The organism is Nocardia sp. CA-290969 (assembly GCF_050936135.1).
Taxonomy (GTDB): domain Bacteria; phylum Actinomycetota; class Actinomycetes; order Mycobacteriales; family Mycobacteriaceae; genus Nocardia.
Map to the genome: position 1 here is coordinate 6,213,129 of NZ_JBNJNJ010000001.1, position 20,272 is coordinate 6,233,400.

Below are 20,272 nucleotides of genomic sequence, written 5' to 3' on the forward strand. Positions count from 1 at the left end.
GGGAACAACCGCGCAACCTACACAGCCGGCGCACCCGGACCGCACCCGAGCCCGCCGAGCATCGACGACGACTCCTTCCACTGATATCTATTCTTGCCGACCTTGATATCAAGCACCTGCGGTCGAACTCGAGATCCTGCACTCGGCCAGGTCGAAGGCCGACGCCCGGCGCATACGCGACGAACTGCGCGGCTTCGACCGGCTGCCCACCCCTGACGAGGTATGGGATCGCGTGGCCGAGGTCCAGGGGATGCTCGTCGACCACGGTAACTGGCGAGCACTGTCGGTCGCCGACCTGGTCATCGCTGCCGTGGCCGAGCGCCAACAGGCCGTCGTGCTGCACTACGACGGGGACTACGACATAATCGCCGCGGTAACGGGCCAGCCGACCCGATGGGTCGTCCCCGCCGGGACAGCAGACCGACGACCGGCACGCCCCGCCGGCAATTACGCCCTATGGACGGGCGCCGGCCAGCTCCTCCACGATCCGCTCCAGTCCCATCCCGGCCCGGCCGTCGGCGATCATGCGGTCGATGAGGTTCTTGATCGGGCCGACGATATCCAGGGCGACGCCGGCGTCGCGGCTGGCGCGGACGATCGCGTCGAAGGCGGGTTTGTGGAAGCTTGCCGGCTGTACCTCGTCGGTGTAGTCGCCGCTGTCGATGACCTCGGCGTATGCCGGTAGCAACTCGGCCATGGCGGTGACATAGGCGGCCGCCCGGGGAGCGAACGACGAAGCGCTGACACCGGCCGATCGCACCATGGCGGCACCGTGGAAGAAGCCGGTGAACATGGCGTACATGCCGGCCAGCAAGGCGAAATCGTAAAGCGCCGCTGTTCCGGGGTCGTCGCCGAAATACTCTGCAGCGGCTAGCTTTTCGAAATCGGCTCGGTGGCGCTCGTAGCCGGTCGCGGAGCCGCTGTACAGGATCGAGGCGCCCGGGCCGCCGATCATCGGTGGAACCGCCATGATGCCGCCGTCGAGGTAGTCGATGCCGTGGCCGGCCGCCCAGCGACCGAGTTCGCGGGAATCCTCCGGCGCGGTGCTGGTGAGGTTGACCAGGGTTTTACCCGGCAGCCGGCCGGCCACCGGGTCGAGGACCGCGTGCACCGACGCGTGGTCGCTGAGCACGGCGATCACCAGATCGGCCGGGGCGATCGCGGCCGCCGGCTCCGGTGCGCTCTCCGCGCCCAGCGCGACGAGTTCGGTGTCCTTTCCGGGCGTCCGGTTCCACACGATGGTCCGATTGCCGGACTTGATGAGGGTCGTGGCGATGGCCCGGCCCATCGGTCCGAGACCGAGCACGGCCACGGTCGTCTGTTCGTTTGCGGTCATATCCGCCGACTCCTTGCTGAAGCGATTGTTTCGGTGAACTTGTGCTGGGCGCGCCGTGACCAACGATTGCCGAGACCGCATGTCGGTACAAGTACCTACTATTCGGTGGGGTACTAACCGGAACGTATGTGAGCAGGCCGGAGGCCGATATGGGTGCGAAGAGATTCGGGCCGTACTTCTGCGGGATAGACGCCGCCATGGACGTCGTCAGCGGCAAGTGGAAAGGCCTGATTCTCTGGGAGCTGGACAACTACGGCGTGCGCCGGTTCGGTGAACTGCGCCGCGGGCTCCCCGGAGTCTCGGAGAAGATGCTCATCCAGCAGTTGCGTGAACTCGAGGAAGACGGGTTGATCGACCGGCGGGTGTATCCGGAGGTGCCGCCACGGGTCGAATACCGCCTCACCGGCCTCGGCCGGTCGCTCAATACCGCACTCGAGCCGCTCGCGGCGTGGGGTCGCGACCGTATCGAACGGATCGGTGCCGAGCGCGTCCGCCCACCGGCCGAGGACACCGCACCCACCGACCCGGATGTGCTCGCGCGTTAGCCCCTGTGGCGCGGAGGGGCGAGCGCACTGCAGATCGAACGGGTTCGGCCGCCACCCACGTACGCGCCGGGATCGGAGCAGGTGCGTCGGACTACTCGTCCGAACCGGTCCGGGGACGCGGACGGGGACCGATCTGGTCCAGCAAGGTGTTGACCTCGTCTCCGAAACCGTTCGTCACCGGTTTCGGGGTTTTGTTCGGAAACCGCCGCGTGACATGTTCTTCGGCGGCCGATCCCGGCAGGACATAGACGGTTTCGGCCTTGTTCTGCAGCGGGCGCACCACCTCGTTGAGGTGGCCTTTCCGATCGTCGATGAAGGCGCCGATGACGTCCTCCCCTGCCGGACATACGGCCATGCAGTATCCGGCCTTGTAGTTGGGTTTGAACGACAGGCTCTGCCACATCGAGAACGATTCGCCGGTGGTCACGCGCTCGCGGTATTCGTCGCGGCTGCCGCTGTCGGCGACGGTTTCGGCCCAGTCGGTGAAGCCGCCCATGAATTCCCGGTAGTTGTGTGTGTAGCACGCCTGGAAGTCGAATCCGTCGTTCTCGGTGATCGCTCCCACCGGGCAGGCGGAGATACACAGTTTGCATTCGAGGCACGGATTGAAATCCAGCGCTGCGCTGTGCTCGTCGACCGCGACATCGGTGACCACGGTGCCCAAAAGAACGAAGTTCCCGAACTTCGGGTGAATCACATTCCGATGTATGCCCATAACGCCCAGTCCGGCCGCTTCCGCGATCACCTTGTGCGCGATCACCCAGACCCGCCCCGGAAACTGTTCGACCTCCATCGGATATCCGGGCGACGGGTAGACCGCGCGGTATCCGGCGTCCTGCAGCGCCCTGGTGATGCGGCGCGCGACCTCGTTGGTGTCGTCGTCGGCGTGATTGAACTCGGTATTGGCCAGACTGCGCATGGGGCTGCGCAAGTTGTCGCGATTCATGCGCACGCAGAAGGACACGAAAGTGCGTGCGGTGGGCAGGATTGCGCGGGCATGCTCCAGTTCTTCGGCCACGCGCTGATCGTCGACCGCCACGAACCCCACATCGTCGGCGCCCGCGTCCAGGCATATCTGCCGCAACCCGGCGGCCGTCAGTACGGCATCCGGGGCCGTACGTGGTTGTCCGGTGACCTGCTTGACAGTGGGGTGGTCGGCCAGACGCGGCCGTTTCGAGGGTTCTCGGTCCATGGTCGACATAGGTCCTCCTGATCCATCCGAGACCCGCACGGCCTCATAGGATATGGACACCGCGAGGCGCCGAAACTCATCGCGAGGAGGTGTTTCCCGGCCTGCCGGTCACACTGGTGCGGAGACGAGGTCCGCGCCGGCCTGCTCGATTACCTCGTCGAGCACCTCGCGGGAGCGCACGAGATCGGCGATCATCCGGTTGATCCGATCGCGTTCGACTTCCAGCTCGGCCACCAGCGCGGGGGTCGCGAACTCGTTGGCGCCGCCGTCGGTATCGCGCATGCAAGGCAGGATCTGCGCGATCTTCTTACTGCACAGACCTGCCGCGAACAGCTCCTGGATATGGATGACGCGATCCACGGCCTGCTCCGGGTAGTCGCGATGACCGCCCGGTGTGCGCTGCGCGGTCAGCAATCGCTGTTCCTCGTAGTAGCGCAGTGATCGTTCGCTGACGCCGGTACGCTGGGCAAGCTCTCCGATTCGCATTCTCACCTCACAGTTTCGCGCCCGACTTGAATCTCACACCAATGTCAGGTCTTACCGTCCTGCCATGACAACCACAGCACCCCGCGTTCTATTCACCCCGGCCCGCCTCGGCGGCCTCGACCTGCCGCACCGGCTGGTGATGGCGCCGCTCACCCGCAACCGCGCCGAAGCCGACGGCACGCCGTCCGACCTGATGGCGACCTACTACGCACAGCGCGCATCCGCCGGACTGATCATCGCCGAAGCCGCCACCCCGAACCAAGTGGGTCAGACCTACGCCAATATTCCCGGTATCCACCGTGACGCACACATCACCGGCTGGCGGCGAGTCACCGAGGCGGTGGCGGCGGCCGGCGGTGCCATGTTCCTGCAACTGCAGCACGGCGGGCGGGTCGGGCATCCCGCCAACAGCGGTCTGGTGCCGGTCGCGCCGTCGCCGATCGCGCTACCCGAACCGATTCACACACCGGCCGGCCGCCAGGAGGCGGTGCGCCCGCGCGAGTTGACCGTCGGGGAAATTCGGGCGACCACAGCCGATTTCGTCACCGCGGCCCGCAACGCGATCGCCGCCGGTTTCGCCGGTGTCGAGGTGCACAGCGCGAACGGTTATCTGCTGCACCAGTTCCTCGCCGGAAACACCAATCGGCGCACGGACGCTTACGGCGGCCCGGTCGAGAACCGGATCCGTTTCACGGTCGAGGTCGTCGAAGCGGTCGCGGCGGCGATCGGCCCGGAACGGGTGGGAGTGCGTATCTCGCCGGCCAACCCCGTGAACGGGATAGTGGAAACGGATACCGCGGCGCTCTACCCGGCCCTCGTCGCCGCACTCGCCCGCCACGGCCTCGCCTACCTGCATATCGTCCGTACCGATTCGGCGGACCCGCTGCTGCACCGGCTCCGGGATATCTGGCCCGGTGTCCTCCTGGCCAACCCGGCACAACCGGGCGCCACCCGCGATCCCGCCGCGATCACCGCTGAGGCGCAGCGCCATCTCGCCGCCGGTGCCGACCTCATCGCCCTCGGCCGCGCGTTCCTGGCCAACCCCGATCTGGTCCACCGACTGCGAATCGGTGCCCCGCTCAACGAAATACGCGAGGGTCACCTGATGTACGTGGGCGGCCCGGAAGGCTACACCGACTATCCGGTCCTGCCGGAGGCGGCGGCATGATGCCGGTTATTCATCCGGACCGACCACCGGCTGGCGGAGGATCGTCCGCTGTTTCTCCGGTGCGACCCTGCGGAAGTCGCTGAGGTAGATCTCGTGATGGCGACCGGTCATCCGGAGCCCATGGTCCGCGATGAACTCGTGATGCATCCGCGCAAGCGCCTCGGCTTCGTCGTCGAACGAACCCACGTGCAAGGTCTGCACACAGCGGCCCTCCGTCAACGACTCCAGCCGGACCTCGGCCGGCCGTGCCGGACGGTTCTTCGCTCCGGCCTGTTCGACGGCGGCGGCGAACATATCCCGGTCGATCCACTCCGGGACCATGATCATCAGCGTCCAGTCCCAGTGCGATTTGTCCCGCGCCGCGGTGAATAATTCCATATCGTCGGCCCACCACAGCCCTTCCAGGGGCATCACGACGTAGTCGCGGCCGAGGTCGCGTTTACTGGCGAACTTCAGCTTGTAGGCCACGGGGTACAGGGCCTCGACCGCCGCGGCGAAATCCGGGGAGGTGTTGGGGTCGCCGTGGCCGTCGATCATGAGGTATTGCAGGTCCGGAATGTCGACGATCCGGAACCTGTCACGTTTCGCCTGGTAGGCGTCGAGCGTCCGCTTGAAGTCGACCTTGTCCGTCATCGGGTACCACCGCATGAATCGGTCACGGAGGTCAAGGTAGCCGCCGTTGCGGTCAACTCGTGGCCGGAAACCGCGGCCCCGCGCGATTCCCGGCTCGTGGTCTTCGGTTGCGCCCTCAGGCGCCTTCCGACGGCACGCCGTGACCGGTCCGGTTTCCGGCCTTACCCTCGACGACCGGCTGTTCGCCTGCCGCGCTGCGACCCGCACGGCGGCCGGAGAAGATGCAGTCCGACAGGGAAAGCCCGCTGACATAGGAGTTGACGCAGATACCGGCGGCCGTCCGGCCGGCTGCGTACAGGCCCGGGATATCGCGGCCGTCGGCGCCCTTGACCGCGCCCGTGTCCTCGTCGACGAGCAGCCCGCCGACGGTGAACATCGGGCATGGGTTGGTCAGGCTCGGTTTGATCGAGACATCCAGCAGCCAGTAGGGACCGGCACCGACCGGGCGGACATATTCGGCCGGTTTGCCGACCGGGTCGGGAGCGCCGGTGGCATAGGCGCTGTTGTGCGCGGCGACCGTTTCCCGCAGGCCGTTCGCATCGATCCCCGCGGCGGCGGCCACCGCGTCGAGGGTGCTGCCGCGCTTGGCCTTACGACGCATGACTTCGAACTGCATGCGCTGGAACCAGGCGGCCTGCGGCCCGATCTGGGAGATCGCCTTACGCATGAGTTCATCGTCGGCGAGTAGGAAGCCGATTCCGTCGTGCCGGTTGATCAGGGCGTCGCCGACCGCGGCGCCGTAGCGGGTCTCGTCGATGACCCGTTTGCCTTTCCCGTCGACCAGCAGTGCACCCGCGAACGAACTCGGGGGCAGCAGGAATCGCCAGGCCGATACGTTGCCCATCCGGTCGGTGGCGGCGCCGACACTGCGGCCCAGTTCGATACCGCTGCCGTCGTCACCGGAACTGCCCAGCGCGAGCCCGTTCTTGTAGGCGGGGGCGTAGGCGTGCAGCATCTCCCGGTTGGCGATGAAACCGCCCGCGGTGAGGACCACACCGCGCCGGGCCAGCACCCGGATGGTGGTTCCGTACCGGCGGTCCAGGCGGGCGAGCTGCTTTTCCAGCGCGCGCCGCAGCGGCGGATAGTAGATACCGGGTTTGGCGGCGACCGCCGCCATCCGGATGTAGCGGGTGCGGACCCGAGCAGGTGCGTCGCGCAGGGTGCGGCACTGGACTCCGACCACAGCACCGGTGTCGTCGGTGAGCAGGGCGGTGGCCGTGGTGAGGGCTTCCACGCGCACACCCTTGCGCTCGGCGGACCGGGCGAGCGGGGCGAACAGCTTCTTCCCCGAGGTGCCCCACCCCTTGACCCGGTGACCGCGCTGCGCGGGAGTGATGTCGTCGAACGCCCCGGAGATCTCGCTGCCGGAGTAGTAGAGGTAGTAGTCGTTGTTCGGGTACGAGGTCTTGTACGGGCACAGCGACGCCTCGAACGGCACCCCGTGCCCGGTCAGCCAGTCGATCATCGCGGGACTGTCCTCGACGAAGCGGCGCAGGGTGGCTGGCCGAACCGCGTCACCGACCTCGCGTTCCAGATAGGCGAGCATCAGTTCCGGAGTGTCCTCGACCCCGCCTGCGCGCTGCACCCACGTCCCACCGCCGGCGTAGATGATTCCACCGGAGAGCGCTGTCGCTCCCCCGCCGGTGAACCGGTCCAGGACGAGAACCTGAGCACCGTCCTCGGTCGCCTGCAGCGCCGTCGCCGCGCCCGCCGCTCCATATCCGACGACCACGACGTCCGCGGTCAGGTCCCATTCCTGCGCCATCCAGCCAACTCCACCGAAATTGAAACGAGTTTCTCTGCTGTTAACTCGACAAATCAAGTCTTCTGCCACACAACATAGACCAACAGCGCCCTCATTCTATAACGTGTTCTACATGAACGATCGGGAATACGATGTGGTGGTGGTCGGCAGCGGCGCCGCCGGGATGACCGCCGCCCTCACCGCCGCGCACAACGGGCTGAGTGTGGTGATCCTGGAGAAGGCGCCGTACTACGGTGGGTCCACCGCGCGCTCGGGCGGCGGGGTGTGGATCCCCGGCAACAAGGCGTTGCGCGAATCCGGCGGTCCCGACGACCGCGAGGAAGCGCGCCGGTACCTGCACAGCATCATCGGCGATGTGGTGCCCGCGGAACGGATCGATACCTATATCGACCGCGGCGCCGAAGCCATGGACTTCGTTCTCGCGCATTCACCGCTGAAGATGACCTGGGTCAAGGGCTACTCCGACTATTACCCCGAAGCGCCCGGCGGCCGAGCCGGTGGACGGTCCTGTGAGCCGAAGCCGTTCAACGCGAAAGTCCTCGGCGAGGAGCGGTTCAATATCCATCCGCCCTACTCCAAAGCACCGCTGAACGTGGCCGTCACGCAGGCCGATTTCGTCCGGCTGAATCTGATCCGCCGCCATCCGAAGGGCATGCTGCGGGCGTTGCGGGTCGGGGCGCGTACCTACTGGGCCAAGTTCACCAACAAACATCTGATGGTGATGGGCCAGGCCGTGATCGCCGGCATGCGCAAGGGCCTGATGGACGCGAACGTGCCCCTGCTGCTCGATACCCCGATGACCAAGCTCGTCGTCGAGAACGGCAAGGTCACCGGCGTCGAGGCAACCCACAAGGGCGAAACGGTCACCTTCACCGCCCGGCACGGTGTGGTGCTGGGCAGCGGCGGGTTCGAGCACAACGCCGAAATGCGGACCAAGTACCAGCGCCAGCCGATTACCACTGAGTGGACGACCGGCGCCGCCACCAACACCGGCGATGGCATCCTCGCCGGTATGGACGCGGGTGCCGCGATCGGCTTCATGGAGGACGCCTGGTGGGGTCCGACCATCTTCAAGGGCGGTAAGCCCTGGTTCGCGCTGTCCGAGCGCAACCTGCCCGGTTCGATCATGATCAACCCGCAGGGCGAGCGGTTCGGCAACGAGTCCGCGCCCTACGTGGAGGCCGTGCACACCATGTACGGCGGTGAATACGGGCAGGGCGAGGGTCCGGGCGAGAACATCCCCACCTGGCTGGTGTTCGATCAGCGCTACCGCAACCGCTACATGTTCGCCAGCCTGCAGCCGGGCCTGAAGTTCCCGTCGCGCTGGATGGAGAACGATCTGATCGTCAAAGCCGCCACCCTGCAGGAGCTGGCCGAGAAGATCGGGGTGCCCGCCGATAAACTCGCCGCCACCGTCGAACGGTTCAACAAGTTCGCCGAAACCGGTAAGGACGAGGACTACGGCCGCGGCGACAGCCAGTACGACCGCTACTACGGCGACCCGACCGTCAAACCCAACCCGTGCCTGGCCGCGCTGGTCCAGGGCCCGTTCTACGCGGCCAAGATGGTCCCCGGCGATCTCGGCACCAAGGGTGGTCTGGTCGCCGATACCGCCGCCCGCGTGCTCCGCGAGGACGGCACCCCGATCGAGGGCCTCTACGCCTCCGGCAATGTGTCGACACCGGTGATGGGTCATACCTACGCCGGCCCCGGCGCCACCATCGGCCCCGCCATCGCCTTCGGTTACCTCGCCGTCCACGACATCATCGACCGCAAGAAGGCCGGGTCCGCCGCATCGCCGGCCGAGGCCTGAGCCGAGGAGAAGTTATGCCCATCGATCCACAGGTAGCGCTCGGCGCCGAACTGCCGAGCAAGGAATTCTCCTGGACCGCCTCCGACGTCGCGCTCTACCACCTCGGCATCGGCGCCGGCCACCGCTGGACCGATCCCGCCGAACTGCGCTACCTCGACGACCGGGAACCGCAGGTCCTGCCGACCTTCGCCACCGTCGCGCACACGCTGCGTGACACCGACCCGCCGAAGGTGAAATTCCCCGGAGTCGATATCGACCTGGCCAAGGTGGTGCACGGCGCGCAGGAGATCCAGGTGCACCGGCCGCTGCCCGCCGCGGGTAAAGCGACCCGCACCGGGCGGATCAGCGAACTCTGGGACAAGGGTTCGAACGCGGTGATCGTGCAAGAGTTCACCGTCACCGGTTCCGACGGCGAAGCCCTCTGGACCGAACGGTCCTCCATCTTCGCACGCGGCGAAGGCGGCTTCGGCGGCGAACGCGGTCCCAGCAGCAAAGCCGAACTTCCCGAACGGGACCCGGATTTCGACGTCACCACCGCCACCCTCCCGCAGCAGGCCCTGCTCTACCGCCTCTGCGGCGACCGCAACCCACTGCACTCCGACCCCGAATTCGCGAAAGGCGCCGGTTTCCCGGCACCGATCCTGCACGGGCTGTGCACCTACGGGATCATCTGCAAAACCGCCACGGACACGGTGCTCGAGTCGGCCGCGGCCCGCGTCACCGGATTCAAGGCACGGTTCGCCGGAGTCCTGTTCCCCGGCGAGACACTGCGGTCACGTATCTGGCAGGAACCGGGCCGGCTGACCATCAGCGCCACGGCCGTCGACCGCGACGACGCCCCCGTGCTGGGCGACGTGGTCCTGACCTACGCCGAGTAGCACACCGCTCGTCGTGTGGCCGGCGCCCCGAGGGGCCGTCGGCCACACTCCCGCCTACGCGCATACGATGGCGGTATGTCCGCCGCGCGCAGGCCGCCGACCAGCCACGAACGGATGGCCGGGCGGCCCTGGGATGCGTCGTATCGGGACGGCCCGGCGCCGTGGGATCTGGGCGGGCCGCAACCCGCTGTGCGGCGACTCGCCGCAGCCGGTGGATTCGCTGGGGCCGTATTGGACGCGGGCTGCGGGACCGGGGAGAACACGCTCTTGATCGCCTCGCTCGGCCTGCCGGTGCTCGGGGTCGACGTTGCCGAAACAGCCCTGGCGATCGCACGTGAACTGGCCGCCGAGCGCGGTATCGAGGTCGAGTTCGCCGCTGCCGATGCCCTTCATCTGGAGCGTTTGGGACGCCGGTTCGATACGGTGCTCGACAGCGGCCTTTTCCATACCTTCGATACCGCCGAACGAGCCGAGTACGCCCGGAGCCTGGCGGCCGTGACCGAGCCCGGCGCAACACTGTACGTGCTGTGTTTCAGCGATACCGGGCCCGATCCCGGGCCTCATCCTGTCCGCCGCGACGACCTGGCCGGCGCCTTCACGCCCGCGGCGGGCTGGCGGATCGAATCGATCGAAACCGAGCGGGTAGGGACGAGGTTCCACGAGCACGGCGCACCTGGTTGGCTCGCCACGGTGGCGCGTTTCCTGAATTGATCCGTTAAGATCACTGCTGCCTCTCGGTCCAGAAACCGGCCGTTGAGCGAGATGTGCGCCACGGCGCCGTCGTTTGCCCTGTGTGATCGGAGGCCCGCGTGCCGTTACCCCCTGGCAAATTCCGTTTCGTTCCGCTTCTCTCCGCGCGGCGGTCCCGCCAAGGATGTGCTCCGGTCGCGTACGAGTGCGCAGGCGGTGGTCGTGCTCGCTGACCCGCCGGGCACGGAGAAGGACTGGGCGGCCGACGGGGGCCGGATCGATCGGGAACCATTCGTTCTGCTGGTGGAAGACGACCCCGGCGACGCCCTCCTGGTGGAGGAACTGGTCGCCGACGCCGAAATGGATATGCGCCTCGGCTGGGTGCGCAGCCTCGCCGAAGCGGGTGATCGGCTGCGGCTGGAAGCCCCCGACTGTGTACTGCTGGACCTGCGCCTGCCGGACGCGCAAGGACTGGAAGCGCTGGCCGGTATCCGCGGGCACAACGATCAGGTCGCGGTGGTGGTGATGACCGGGCTCGACGAGGAGCGCACCGGCCTGGCAGCGCTGGCCTCGGGGGCCCAGGACTACCTGGTCAAGGGCCGGGTGGAACCGGAACTGTTCGCCCGCGCCGTCCGCTACGCCATCCAGCGCAAACAAGCCGAGCGCACCAGCGCGGCCCTGCAGGCGAGCCAGATGCGGGCGCAGGAGAACGCCCGCCTCGAACGCGGCCTGCTGCCCACTCCGCTACTCGGTGCCGACCGTGCGGTGGAGGTTGTGGCGCGGTACCGGCCGGGGCGGGCACACGCCCTGCTCGGCGGCGATTTCTACGATGTCGTCCAGGACTCCGCCGGGGTAGTGCACGTCATCGTCGGGGATGTCTCCGGCCACGGCCCGGACGCGGCGGCCACCGGTGTGGCGCTTCGTTTGGCCTGGCGCACACTGGTCCTCAGCGGGGTGACGGGCGAACGCCAGCTCCGCCTGCTGGAGCAGGTGCTGCTGGCCGAACGCGCCGATCGGCAGACCTTCGCCACCGCCACGAGCCTGATACTGGACAGGCAGTCGGGCCGGGTGCTGGTGCGCCGCGCCGGGCATCCGGGCATGCTGCGGCACCGCCGCGGCGAACTGAGCTGGGTCGAGGTCGACGGCGGACCGGCGCTCGGATTCATGCCCGGTCGCGCGCGATGGCCGGCCGTGGAGCTCGAACTGCCCGACGATGCGGGCCTGATGCTGTTCACCGACGGGCTGTTCGAGGGCCGCGTGGGCCGGGCCGGGGCCCGGCTGGGCGAAACCGGGCTGCTGGAGGTCGCACGAGCGGTATCCGCGCAACGGCCTGCGGCTTTTGTCGACGAACTGATCGGCCGTGTCGAGGGCCTGGCCGTCGACACGGGCGGTCTGGACGACGATGTGGCGATCATCTATGTGCGCTGGAACGGAACTCCCGGTGGTGAGACGTGATGACGAGACTCGGTTCCCGAACGGTCGGCAGGTTCACCGCGCAGACGTGGTTCCAGCTGGTTTTCGGACTGATGATCCTGGTGGTGCTGCTCGGCGCCGTGGCGGGCGCCCAGGTGATCGGCGAAACCAGCGAGGCCACCGACCGGCTGGTCCGGCAGACGCTGCCCGCGTCCGCGGAGGCCTACCGGTTGCAGAGCGCGCTGGTCAACCAGGAGACCGGCTTACGCGGCTACGCCCTCACCGCCGACGCGCGCTTTCTCGAACCCTACGCGGAAGGCAGGCAGGAGCAGGAGCGTGCGGCCGGGCAACTGCGTGAGCTGCTCGCTGACCGGCCGGATCTGACGGCCGACCTCGACACCGTCGAGCGCTGGGCGCGGCAGTGGCGCACGGATTACGCCGATCCCTTAGCCGCGGCGAGCGATGCGGACCAGACCGCCGAACTGGCCACCACCACGGCGGTGCGCGCGAAAACTGTGTTCGACGAATTGCGCGCGTCGTTCACCGTCCAGAACGACCACCTGGCCACCGCGGTCGCCGCCGATCAGCAGGCGATCGCGCACGCCCGCACCGTCCGCGATATCGTCCTGTCCGGCCTCGTGATCACCTTTCTGCTGACCGGCGCGATCTTGACCGTCCTGCTGCGCAGACTGGTGGTGCGTCCCTTGGCCGACCTCACCGACTCGTCGCTGCGGGTGGCCGACGGCGAGTTCGACCATCACATCGAAAGCCGCGGTCCCGCGGATCTGCGGCAGGTGGCCGCGGCGGTCGAGCAGATGCGCCGCCGGGTCGTCGAGGAACTGGGGTCGTCGCGGTCTCAGGGCGCGCTACTGCGTCAGCAGACGGCCGAGCTGGATCTGCAAGCCGGCGAATTGCGCCGCTCCAACGCGGAGCTGGAACAGTTCGCCTACGTTGCCTCGCACGATTTGCAGGAGCCGCTGCGCAAGGTGGCGTCGTTCTGCCAGCTGCTGGAGAAACGCTACGGCGCCGAACTCGACGAGCGGGGCAAGCAGTACATCGATTTCGCCGTCGACGGTGCCAAACGGATGCAGGTGCTGATCAACGATCTGCTGACGTTCTCCCGCGTCGGCCGGGTGGGCGACCGCACCGAACCGGTGTTGCTCGACCGGGTGCTCGACAAAGCGCTGACCAACCTGTCGGCCACCATCGAGGAGACCGAGGCTGTCGTCGAGCGGCCCGATGATCTCCCGGAGATCCTGGGCGAACCCACGCTGCTGACGATGCTGTGGCAGAACCTGCTCAGCAACGCGATCAAATTCCGCCGGCCCGAACTCGTTCCGATGGTCCGCATCGAGGTCACGCCCTCGGGCGAGGAAGCCGATACCCTGCTGTGCGCCGTGAGCGACAACGGAATCGGGATCGCCCCGGAATTCGCGGAGAAGGTTTTCGTCATCTTCCAGCGACTGCACGCCCGCGACGAGTACAGCGGTACCGGAATCGGACTCGCCGTCTGCAAGAAGATCGTCGAATACCATGGCGGCCGGATCTGGATAGATACCGATTACACCGAGGGCACACGCATCTGCTTCACCCTGCGCGCCGAGCCGGTGGCCGGTACCCCGGATACACCGGGCGAAGCCGGTGCAGCGCAATCGCCGGACCTCCCGACCGAAACGACCGAAGGAATCAACGTATGACCGTGCCGGGACAGCCGATCGATATCCTGCTCGTCGAGGACGATCCCGGCGACGAACTGATGACCAGGGAAGCGTTCGAGGACAACAGGATCGGCAACACCCTGCATGTCGCCCACGACGGTGAGGAGGCGCTCGATTTCCTCTACCGCAACGGGCAGTACACCGACGCGCCGCGCCCCGATCTCATCCTGCTCGACCTGAACCTGCCGAAATACGACGGCAGGCAGGTCCTGGAAAAGATCAAGGCCGATCCGGATCTGTCCCATATCCCGGTGGTGGTGCTCACCACTTCCGCGGCGGAGGAGGACATCCTGCGCAGTTACAAACTGCACGCCAACGCCTACGTCACCAAACCGGTGGATCTGGACCAGTTCGTCGCCGCGATCAAGCAGATCGACGACTTCTTCGTGCAGGTCGTCCGCCTGCCCCGCATCCGGTAGGCCGGGCGGCGGATCACGAAGCGGAGGTACCGACGGCCAGGGCGGCGTCCAGCGAGTCGTATACCGCCAGCATCTTGTCGAGGCCGGTGAGTTCGATGGGCCGGCGGACAGCCTCGGAAGCCACCACGCGAACGCCCTCCGCGCCGGCGGCCTCGGTGACCACCAGCAGCACACTCAACCCGGCCGACCCGAGGAAACCGACCTCGGACATGTCCACCACCAGCGGTTTCCCGCCGCGCTGCGCCTCTTCGAGGGCGGTTTGCAGCTGCGGTGCCGACGCCATATCGACCTCGCCGTGCACGCTGACGATCGTGGTTCCGTCCGCGACGCGCACCTGGACGTCGAGCATGCGGGACGCGCCTTCGCTGCTCACCGTGTACCTCCCAGTTCGCGATTCGCCACTTCGCCACCTCTGTTACCTCGAGGCCCCGATACGGAAAACGACCGGGGCGATAAGTGATCTTCGCGATCAATCTACCCGATCTCCCGAACCGGAATCAGGGCGTTATCGGCGCCTGAACTGCGATTCATAGGGTTCCGCTCACGGTGTCCGCATGATCACCACCGGTCGGCCGCATGCCAGGTAGTCGAATGGGTATGGCTATCGGCAAGCGCAGTCCGCCTGCGCAACGGTCGAACGCCGGGCACGGTACCGCCTGCGCCGTCCGTCGGCGAGAGCTACAGGAGGCGATGACGTTGACGATGGCCCGCCCCACCGGGCTGCACAGTCCGCCGCGCCGGTTCCAGCTGGACTTCCCGGCGAAACCCGCCGCGCTGGCCGAGGTCAGGCACGCGATGCAGGACTGGTTACGGGACACTCCGCTCGACGACAGCACGGCCTACGATGTGCTCCTCGCCACCGGTGAGGCGTGCGCCAACGCGATCGAACACGGCCATCGCGGCGACGGCGGAACCGTCCGGTTACGGGCCGCCCTCGATGCGGCGGGCATGCGGATCACCGTCCGCGACCGGGGTCGCTGGCGGCCTCCGGCGCCCGGCCCCGACCCGATCCGCGGCCGCGGTCTCGCCATGATCCGGACGTTGATCCCGGAGGTGAAGATCACCACCTCGGACCACGGCACGACCGTCGAGATGTGGACGCCGATCCCCCCGTGAGCGACCGGTCGCCGGTCGGGGTGCCGTCGCCCGGTCCGGCAACGGCTCGCGCGTCGGCAACCACCGCTCCGGGACACCATGTGCCCCGCCGATACCGGTCCGCGCCGCAACCATGCCGCCGACGATCGCCGCCGTGGTGTCCGCGTCTCCGCCCGCCTCGCTACACGCGGTGACGGCGGCGCGGTAGTCGTCGAGGAAGGTGGCCGCCGCCCACAGTGTGAACGGAACCGTATCCGGCACTGACCGGTGGCCCGTTACCGAGCTCGTACGCCGCCTACGGGCAGCCGGTGGCCAACGGGCCGCCGCGCAGAGCGGAAACGATCAACTCCTGGAAGGCGCGATCGCGTGGTTCGTTGCGGTGGATCACATGGCGACCCGGGCAGAACTCCTGGACGCTCGCATTGGTCGCGCCGGGCAGCGGCACCCGTTCCGGTCCCTCGTTTTCCGAGAACAGGTGGTAGGCGGGCAGTCCCGGCGGGAGCGCGGGCGGTTCGTTGAGGGCCCGCAGGAAGGCCGAACCGGGCGCGATATCCCCGCAGCCGGGCCAGAACAGGGCGCAGAGCACGCCCAGCGACTGGCCCGAATTGGGGGTACCGAAATCGACGTAGGTGCCGACCGATCCGGCACCGCCCATGAATTTGACGTAGTGCCGCGCGGCCAGCCCACCCATCGAATGCCCGGCCAGATCGACGCGCGCCGCCCCGGTCTCCTCCCGGATGACGGTCACCGCCTGCGCGACCGCACCCGCGGATTCGGCGATCGGTACCGAACCGGTCGGCGCGCCCGACAGCGACGGGACACTGGGCAGAACCATGGAGTAAGCCGCATACCCACGCTCGGCCAGTGCTTCGCGCAACTTCTCCAAAATGCCTCTGTCGGCATCGAATCCACCGATCACGAGCACCGGCTTCAGTGCCGCGGTACCGGGTTGAGCGACCGCCGTGGGGCACGCGACGGAACCGAGACCCAGGCATACGAGCACCAGGCCCGTTCGAACGAGCAGCGCAAGAAAGGTTTTCATCGACCTGCTTCCGGGAGCCGACGATCTGCTGGAACCGAAACCGCGGAGATGTCCGACGATCTTGGATGCTAACGCGGCACCCCGGAAGTCGTGGGAGGCGCGACGACAGCAAATTTACGGAAGTGGGACCGAATAGTTACACCTCGGAGGGGAGTTTCGGTTTCCTCCGCGACACGACGCCCATATATGCCCGGTTACGCGCTCGACCAGCGATACTCGCAAGTCGATCTGAATCTATCGAGTCGAAGCGCCGTGATTACTGCTCAGAGCCTCTGACCTGCAGCGTTGTGTTCGCATCCACGGCGCCATCGGTTCGATAGCTGCCCGGGATGAACCATTCGCAGGAGGGATCGCCATGAAGAGCGGGAAGCGAGCATGGATCGCAGTCTTATCGGGAACCCTCATGGTCGCGGGCGTAGCGACGGTAGCCGCACCATCTGCGTGGACGCAGCCGGGTGCAGCGCAGTCGCCGGGAGCCGGGGGCGAGATTCTTCGTACCGACGCCGCGCAGCAGGCGGCTGCTCCGCCCGGACTGCCCGGGACGTTACCGGCCAGAGCGACCCGCATCGCCTATGCCAGCACCGATACCCACGACAACCCGACCACGGTGGTCGGAACCTATCTCGAGCCGACCGCGCGGTGGACCGGCCCGGGTGAACGCCCGCTGGTGGCCTATGCGGGCGGTACCCAGGGGCAGGGCCCGGAATGCGCGCCCTCGGCGATGGTGTCGCAGGTGATCCGGTTCCAGCCGCCGGCCGATGTGGTTTTCCAGTACGACGTCCTCGCGATCCAGCACCTGCTGTCCCAGGGCATGGCGGTGATGCTCACCGACTACCACGACTTCGGCGTCCCGGGCGTCCACAACTTCCTCAATCGCAAAACCCAGGGTCACGCGCTGCTGGACGCCGCCCGTGCCGGGTTGCGGTTGCCCGGCACCGGCTTCACACCCGCCTCACCGGTTGTGCTCTACGGCTACTCCCAGGGTGGGATGGCCGCCGCGGCCGCGGCCGAACTGCAACCGTCCTACGCGCCGGAACTGAATGTCCGCGGCGCCTACGTGGGTGGGCCCCCGGTGGGTCCGGCGGAGTACATCGCGCGCAGCGACGGTCTCCCCGGCGTCGCGCCGGCCATCGCGTGGATCCTCAACGGCATCGCGGCCGACTACCCCGAAACCCGCCCCGAGCTCGATGCGGCACTCAACAACACCGGTAAGGCGATCCTGCACGAGTCGATCGGCAAATGCGGCGGCGGACTGTCCAACACCTTCACCCGGCCGCAGAACACAACCCAATGGACCACCAGCGGGCAGCCCATCACGGCCGTGATCCAGAACTCGCCCGAGCTGAAAAAGGCATTCGACCAGCAGCGGCTCGGCGGATCGGCCCCCTCGGTGCCGGTACGTATCTACGCCGCCCGCAACGACGACTTCTACCCGGCCGTGCGCGGTATCGCCGCGAGCTGGTGCGGCGGCGGCGCGCCGGTCCAGCTGCAGGCGGATACTTCCGTACCTTCGATGACCGGCTTCATCAGCACCCACGACCTGGCCTTCTTCCCGTCGATGACGACTTCGCTACCGTGGGTGACCGATCGCTTGGCCGATACCCCGGCCCCGGTGAACTGCGCGGCTCTGCCGTAGCGCGGTGAAGGCGAGACCGGTTCCGCCACCCCGAGCCCCCATCCGGGTGGCGGTTCAGTCACCACGCCGCACAGTCGGCCGATCACAGGCGCGAGATATGACAGAAACGGCAATCCTCGGACGGGCGAAAGCGCGCGATCCCAAACGCTATCTGTGGTTACTGAGCACGATAGCGCCCGGTTGCGCGCTGCTCCCGGCACAGTTGGTCGACCTCACGGGGCTGGCACTGTTCTGGTGGATCGGCCCGATTCTGGTGTTCGTGGTGATCCCGGTACTGGACGTCACCGTGGGCTGCGACGGCAGCAGCCCACGGGACGAAGACTACGAGGCGTTGTCCAACGATCGCTATTACCGCTGGTGCACGTTCCTTTTCCTGCCTTTCCAGTTCATCGGCCTCGTCATCGCGGGGTACATGTGGTCGCAGTCGGAGTTGCAACTGGTCGACAAACTGGGCTTGACCGTCACGCTGGGGCTCGTCTCCGGTATCGGCATCAACGCGGCCCACGAACTCGGCCACCGTGCCGAACACCTCGAACGCCGGCTGGCGCAGCTCGCGCTCGCACAATCCGGATACGGGCACTTCTTCGTCGAGCACAACCGCGGCCACCATGTCCGGGTCGCCACACCCGAAGATCCGGCAAGCGCTCGCTTCGGTGAGTCCCTGTGGGCGTTCATCCCGCGCAGCGTGGGCGGCGGCTTCCGTTCGGCACTCGCTCTGGAACGAGAGCGACTCTCCCGCAATGGAAAACGATGGTTCTGCCGGGACAACCGGCTGTTGCAGGGCTGGTCGATGAGCGTCACGCTGTTCGGTTCGATGCTGCTCGTCTTCGGCCTCGCCATCCTCCCCTACCTGGTGCTGCAGGCCGTGATCGGCATCGTCCTGCTCGAGACCGTGAACTACCTCGAGCACTACGGGTTGCTCCGAGCCCGCCGCGCCGACGGCCGCTACGAACGGTGCTCACCCCGCCACAGCTGGAACAGCGACCGCCTGGTCACCAACGTCTTCCTGCTCCACCTGCAACGCCACAGCGACCACCACGCCAATCCCGGCCGCCGCTACCAGACGCTGCGCAGCTCCGAGGAGGCCCCGCAACTCCCCTTCGGCTACGCCACCATGGTCCTGCTCGCCGCCGTCCCACCCCTGTGGCGTGCGGTCATGGACCCCCGAGTCCTCGCCCACTACGGCGGCGACCTCACCCTGGTCAACAAGAAACCCTGAAGATCGGCCCGGCGGCCAGGAGTGAGGCGTGGAGTGCGCCAGTAGAATTGGGGGCAGAAATTCGTTAGCCCGACGCGCGGGTGTTGCGTACTGTCGGTTAGTATGCGGCCCCATTTCACCGACACGCAGCGATCCGGTGACGGTGCCCCCCGCCCCGCGCTGCGACTCCCGGCTGCCGGGCGGGTGCGGTCCGCGAAACCGGGAGGGGAGCGGGCGGATTCCGGCCGGTCGGCCTTGCGCGCGGAGATCACCGCGTTCTACGACGGTTTCGGCCAGCCCGAGGCGCTGCGCGCCACGGTGCGCGCGGCAGCGCTGTATGTGCCGCTGACCGGCGGTGATCGCCTCGCGACCTTCCGTTTCCGCGGAATCGATTGGGTGTGCGGGTTCACCTCGCTCGAGGAGTATGCGCGGTTCATGGTGGCGCGCGCGCAGCGTTCCGGTACCGAGATCCGGCCCGGCGTGGAGTATCGATATCACACGCTGTACGGGTGGCGGCTGCTCGACTACGCCGAATCCCGGGACGAGCTCACCGGTCTCACAGTGGACATCTCCGGTACGGCGCCCATGGCGTTCCCGCCGGAGCAGGCGATCGTGGAGGGGAAGAAACATGACGGATAGGTTGCAGGTCGACCCGGCGGTACTGCAGCAGGCCCAGGACGGGATCCAGCAGACGCTCGACGAGATGGCCGAGCTCGCCGGTATGCGGGAGATCGGCAATGTGGGCCGGGGGTTCTCCACCCTCACGCTGGGCACCGAGGCGATCGGCAAACATTCGGTGCAGAAGACCTTCGAGGAGTTCACCGAACGCTGGACCTGGAGTGTGCGCGCACTGGTCCAGGCCGGCAACTCCATCGCCCAGGGGCTGGGCTGGGCCGTGGGGCGCTACCACGAGATGGAACAGCAGGCGTCGAACACCCTGAAGGAGATGTGGACCCATATGTTGGGCAACCCGCATCTCAGCGAGGAGGAGATCGACGCGCGCTCGGCCGAGGAGACCCTTGCCGACAATCCGGTCAATCACGTGATGAACCCGGATTACAGCCCGGAATCGTTCGCCGAAGCCCAGCAGCACATCCAGCAGAACAACGACATGATCGAGCGGCTGGCGCCGCAGGCGCTGGCCAACCTGACCGGTACGACCGTGGACGGGCATGAGCCCGGATTCCACACCGGCGCACTGAAGGAAGCCGCGGGGAATTCGGGCGGATAAGGGGATGCGGGGGA

The 20,272-nt window shown here is 67.3% G+C and carries 20 protein-coding genes and 2 pseudogenes; 14 read left to right on the plus strand and 8 right to left on the minus strand.

The genetic code is table 11. The features are described 5' to 3' along the window. Positions 1-130 precede the first annotated feature (130 nt). Positions 131-358, plus strand: a pseudogene (locus ACQEVO_RS28285) (PIN domain-containing protein); the annotation flags it as partial. Between the two features lie 96 nt (positions 359-454). Here the strand turns inward: ACQEVO_RS28285 and ACQEVO_RS28290 are convergent. After that, entirely contained in the window at positions 455-1,417 is a 963-nt protein-coding gene (locus ACQEVO_RS28290; protein WP_432919332.1) for an NAD(P)-dependent oxidoreductase, read from the minus strand. Positions 1,418-1,485: 68 nt separating this feature from the next. On the opposite strand from ACQEVO_RS28290, the gene ACQEVO_RS28295 reads away from it, so the two are divergent. Then, entirely contained in the window at positions 1,486-1,881 is a 396-nt protein-coding gene (locus ACQEVO_RS28295; protein ID WP_432919334.1) for a winged helix-turn-helix transcriptional regulator, read from the plus strand. 91 nt (positions 1,882-1,972) lie between these two features. On the opposite strand, the gene ACQEVO_RS28300 is transcribed toward ACQEVO_RS28295, so the two are convergent. Both ACQEVO_RS28300 and ACQEVO_RS28305 read right to left on the minus strand, forming a co-directional pair. Further along, on the minus strand, positions 1,973-3,082 hold the full coding sequence (locus ACQEVO_RS28300; protein ID WP_432919336.1) for a 4Fe-4S binding protein: 1,110 nt from the start codon (positions 3,080-3,082) through the stop codon (positions 1,973-1,975). A 99-nt stretch (positions 3,083-3,181) separates the two neighbouring features. Further along, positions 3,182-3,559, minus strand: coding sequence for a MerR family transcriptional regulator (locus ACQEVO_RS28305; RefSeq protein ID WP_432919338.1), 378 nt, complete (start codon positions 3,557-3,559; stop codon positions 3,182-3,184). 64 nt (positions 3,560-3,623) lie between these two features. On the opposite strand from ACQEVO_RS28305, the gene ACQEVO_RS28310 reads away from it, so the two are divergent. Further along, positions 3,624-4,727: an alkene reductase gene (locus ACQEVO_RS28310; protein ID WP_432919340.1), complete on the plus strand. Its 1,104-nt coding sequence runs from the start codon at positions 3,624-3,626 to the stop codon at positions 4,725-4,727. Positions 4,728-4,733: 6 nt separating this feature from the next. Here ACQEVO_RS28310 and ACQEVO_RS28315 read toward each other — a convergent pair whose 3' ends face one another. Together ACQEVO_RS28315 and ACQEVO_RS28320 are read right to left on the minus strand one after the other, a co-directional pair. Next, positions 4,734-5,360: a GyrI-like domain-containing protein gene (locus ACQEVO_RS28315; protein ID WP_432919342.1), complete on the minus strand. Its 627-nt coding sequence runs from the start codon at positions 5,358-5,360 to the stop codon at positions 4,734-4,736. A gap of 115 nt (positions 5,361-5,475) precedes the next feature. Then, the gene (locus ACQEVO_RS28320) at positions 5,476-7,125 is read right to left on the minus strand and encodes an FAD-binding protein (protein WP_432919344.1); all 1,650 of its coding nucleotides are present in this window, start codon (positions 7,123-7,125) and stop codon (positions 5,476-5,478) included. Positions 7,126-7,228: 103 nt separating this feature from the next. Here ACQEVO_RS28320 and kstD point away from each other — a divergent pair, with 103 nt between their 5' ends. The 6 genes from kstD (at position 7,229) to ACQEVO_RS28350 (ending at position 14,056) form a co-directional block, all read left to right on the plus strand. Then, positions 7,229-8,938 (plus strand): 3-oxosteroid 1-dehydrogenase, encoded by a 1,710-nt coding sequence (gene kstD, locus ACQEVO_RS28325; protein ID WP_432919346.1) that lies wholly within the window; start codon positions 7,229-7,231, stop codon positions 8,936-8,938. A 14-nt stretch (positions 8,939-8,952) separates the two neighbouring features. Beyond that, positions 8,953-9,816: a MaoC/PaaZ C-terminal domain-containing protein gene (locus tag ACQEVO_RS28330; protein ID WP_432919348.1), complete on the plus strand. Its 864-nt coding sequence runs from the start codon at positions 8,953-8,955 to the stop codon at positions 9,814-9,816. A 114-nt stretch (positions 9,817-9,930) separates the two neighbouring features. Beyond that, positions 9,931-10,527 (plus strand): class I SAM-dependent methyltransferase, encoded by a 597-nt coding sequence (locus ACQEVO_RS28335; RefSeq protein ID WP_432923084.1) that lies wholly within the window; start codon positions 9,931-9,933, stop codon positions 10,525-10,527. Positions 10,528-10,728: 201 nt separating this feature from the next. Continuing rightward, the gene (locus ACQEVO_RS28340) at positions 10,729-11,961 is read left to right on the plus strand and encodes a PP2C family protein-serine/threonine phosphatase (RefSeq protein ID WP_432919350.1); all 1,233 of its coding nucleotides are present in this window, start codon (positions 10,729-10,731) and stop codon (positions 11,959-11,961) included. After that, complete coding sequence (locus tag ACQEVO_RS28345) at positions 11,961-13,616, plus strand: sensor histidine kinase (protein ID WP_432919352.1); 1,656 nt, start codon at positions 11,961-11,963, stop codon at positions 13,614-13,616. Before ACQEVO_RS28340 ends, ACQEVO_RS28345 begins: the two co-directional genes overlap by 1 nt. Then, entirely contained in the window at positions 13,613-14,056 is a 444-nt protein-coding gene (locus ACQEVO_RS28350) for a response regulator (RefSeq protein ID WP_432919354.1), read from the plus strand. The genes ACQEVO_RS28345 and ACQEVO_RS28350 overlap by 4 nt, the downstream gene beginning before the upstream one ends. A gap of 13 nt (positions 14,057-14,069) precedes the next feature. On the opposite strand, the gene ACQEVO_RS28355 is transcribed toward ACQEVO_RS28350, so the two are convergent. Further along, positions 14,070-14,405: an STAS domain-containing protein gene (locus ACQEVO_RS28355; RefSeq protein WP_432923087.1), complete on the minus strand. Its 336-nt coding sequence runs from the start codon at positions 14,403-14,405 to the stop codon at positions 14,070-14,072. Between the two features lie 341 nt (positions 14,406-14,746). On the opposite strand from ACQEVO_RS28355, the gene ACQEVO_RS28360 reads away from it, so the two are divergent. Then, the gene (locus ACQEVO_RS28360) at positions 14,747-15,172 is read left to right on the plus strand and encodes an ATP-binding protein (RefSeq protein ID WP_432919356.1); all 426 of its coding nucleotides are present in this window, start codon (positions 14,747-14,749) and stop codon (positions 15,170-15,172) included. A gap of 144 nt (positions 15,173-15,316) precedes the next feature. Here ACQEVO_RS28360 and ACQEVO_RS28365 read toward each other — a convergent pair. Beyond that, a pseudogene (locus tag ACQEVO_RS28365) lies at positions 15,317-15,412 on the minus strand (hypothetical protein); the annotation flags it as partial. A gap of 34 nt (positions 15,413-15,446) precedes the next feature. Next, entirely contained in the window at positions 15,447-16,193 is a 747-nt protein-coding gene (locus ACQEVO_RS28370; protein ID WP_432919358.1) for an esterase/lipase family protein, read from the minus strand. 355 nt (positions 16,194-16,548) lie between these two features. Between ACQEVO_RS28370 and ACQEVO_RS28375 the strand changes: the two genes are divergently transcribed. The 4 genes from ACQEVO_RS28375 (at position 16,549) to ACQEVO_RS28390 (ending at position 20,258) form a co-directional block, all read left to right on the plus strand. Then, positions 16,549-17,829: a lipase family protein gene (locus ACQEVO_RS28375; RefSeq protein ID WP_432919360.1), complete on the plus strand. Its 1,281-nt coding sequence runs from the start codon at positions 16,549-16,551 to the stop codon at positions 17,827-17,829. A 97-nt stretch (positions 17,830-17,926) separates the two neighbouring features. Next, the gene (locus tag ACQEVO_RS28380; protein ID WP_432919362.1) at positions 17,927-19,048 is read left to right on the plus strand and encodes an alkane 1-monooxygenase; all 1,122 of its coding nucleotides are present in this window, start codon (positions 17,927-17,929) and stop codon (positions 19,046-19,048) included. Positions 19,049-19,150: 102 nt separating this feature from the next. Next, entirely contained in the window at positions 19,151-19,666 is a 516-nt protein-coding gene (locus ACQEVO_RS28385) for a hypothetical protein (protein ID WP_432919363.1), read from the plus strand. After that, positions 19,656-20,258 (plus strand): type VII secretion target, encoded by a 603-nt coding sequence (locus ACQEVO_RS28390; protein ID WP_432919365.1) that lies wholly within the window; start codon positions 19,656-19,658, stop codon positions 20,256-20,258. The genes ACQEVO_RS28385 and ACQEVO_RS28390 overlap by 11 nt, the downstream gene beginning before the upstream one ends. The last annotated feature ends 14 nt before the right edge of the window (positions 20,259-20,272 follow it).

What these genes read in the sequence shown, in the direction of transcription:
- ACQEVO_RS28310 (WP_432919340.1), top strand. Translation starts at nt 3,624, where the DNA reads ATGACAACCACAGCACCCCGCGTTCTATTCACCCCGGCCCGCCTCGGC.
- ACQEVO_RS28375 (WP_432919360.1), top strand. Translation starts at nt 16,549, where the DNA reads ATGAAGAGCGGGAAGCGAGCATGGATCGCAGTCTTATCGGGAACCCTC.
- ACQEVO_RS28370 (WP_432919358.1), bottom strand. Translation starts at nt 16,193, where the DNA reads ATGAAAACCTTTCTTGCGCTGCTCGTTCGAACGGGCCTGGTGCTCGTA.
- ACQEVO_RS28305 (WP_432919338.1), bottom strand. Translation starts at nt 3,559, where the DNA reads ATGCGAATCGGAGAGCTTGCCCAGCGTACCGGCGTCAGCGAACGATCA.
- ACQEVO_RS28385 (WP_432919363.1), top strand. Translation starts at nt 19,151, where the DNA reads ATGCGGCCCCATTTCACCGACACGCAGCGATCCGGTGACGGTGCCCCC.
- ACQEVO_RS28380 (WP_432919362.1), top strand. Translation starts at nt 17,927, where the DNA reads ATGACAGAAACGGCAATCCTCGGACGGGCGAAAGCGCGCGATCCCAAA.
- ACQEVO_RS28360 (WP_432919356.1), top strand. Translation starts at nt 14,747, where the DNA reads ATGACGTTGACGATGGCCCGCCCCACCGGGCTGCACAGTCCGCCGCGC.
- ACQEVO_RS28350 (WP_432919354.1), top strand. Translation starts at nt 13,613, where the DNA reads ATGACCGTGCCGGGACAGCCGATCGATATCCTGCTCGTCGAGGACGAT.
- ACQEVO_RS28295 (WP_432919334.1), top strand. Translation starts at nt 1,486, where the DNA reads ATGGGTGCGAAGAGATTCGGGCCGTACTTCTGCGGGATAGACGCCGCC.
- ACQEVO_RS28335 (WP_432923084.1), top strand. Translation starts at nt 9,931, where the DNA reads ATGGCCGGGCGGCCCTGGGATGCGTCGTATCGGGACGGCCCGGCGCCG.
- ACQEVO_RS28320 (WP_432919344.1), bottom strand. Translation starts at nt 7,125, where the DNA reads ATGGCGCAGGAATGGGACCTGACCGCGGACGTCGTGGTCGTCGGATAT.
- ACQEVO_RS28390 (WP_432919365.1), top strand. Translation starts at nt 19,656, where the DNA reads ATGACGGATAGGTTGCAGGTCGACCCGGCGGTACTGCAGCAGGCCCAG.
- ACQEVO_RS28330 (WP_432919348.1), top strand. Translation starts at nt 8,953, where the DNA reads ATGCCCATCGATCCACAGGTAGCGCTCGGCGCCGAACTGCCGAGCAAG.
- ACQEVO_RS28315 (WP_432919342.1), bottom strand. Translation starts at nt 5,360, where the DNA reads ATGACGGACAAGGTCGACTTCAAGCGGACGCTCGACGCCTACCAGGCG.
- ACQEVO_RS28300 (WP_432919336.1), bottom strand. Translation starts at nt 3,082, where the DNA reads ATGTCGACCATGGACCGAGAACCCTCGAAACGGCCGCGTCTGGCCGAC.
- ACQEVO_RS28345 (WP_432919352.1), top strand. Translation starts at nt 11,961, where the DNA reads ATGACGAGACTCGGTTCCCGAACGGTCGGCAGGTTCACCGCGCAGACG.
- ACQEVO_RS28355 (WP_432923087.1), bottom strand. Translation starts at nt 14,405, where the DNA reads ATGCTCGACGTCCAGGTGCGCGTCGCGGACGGAACCACGATCGTCAGC.
- ACQEVO_RS28290 (WP_432919332.1), bottom strand. Translation starts at nt 1,417, where the DNA reads ATGCGGTCTCGGCAATCGTTGGTCACGGCGCGCCCAGCACAAGTTCAC.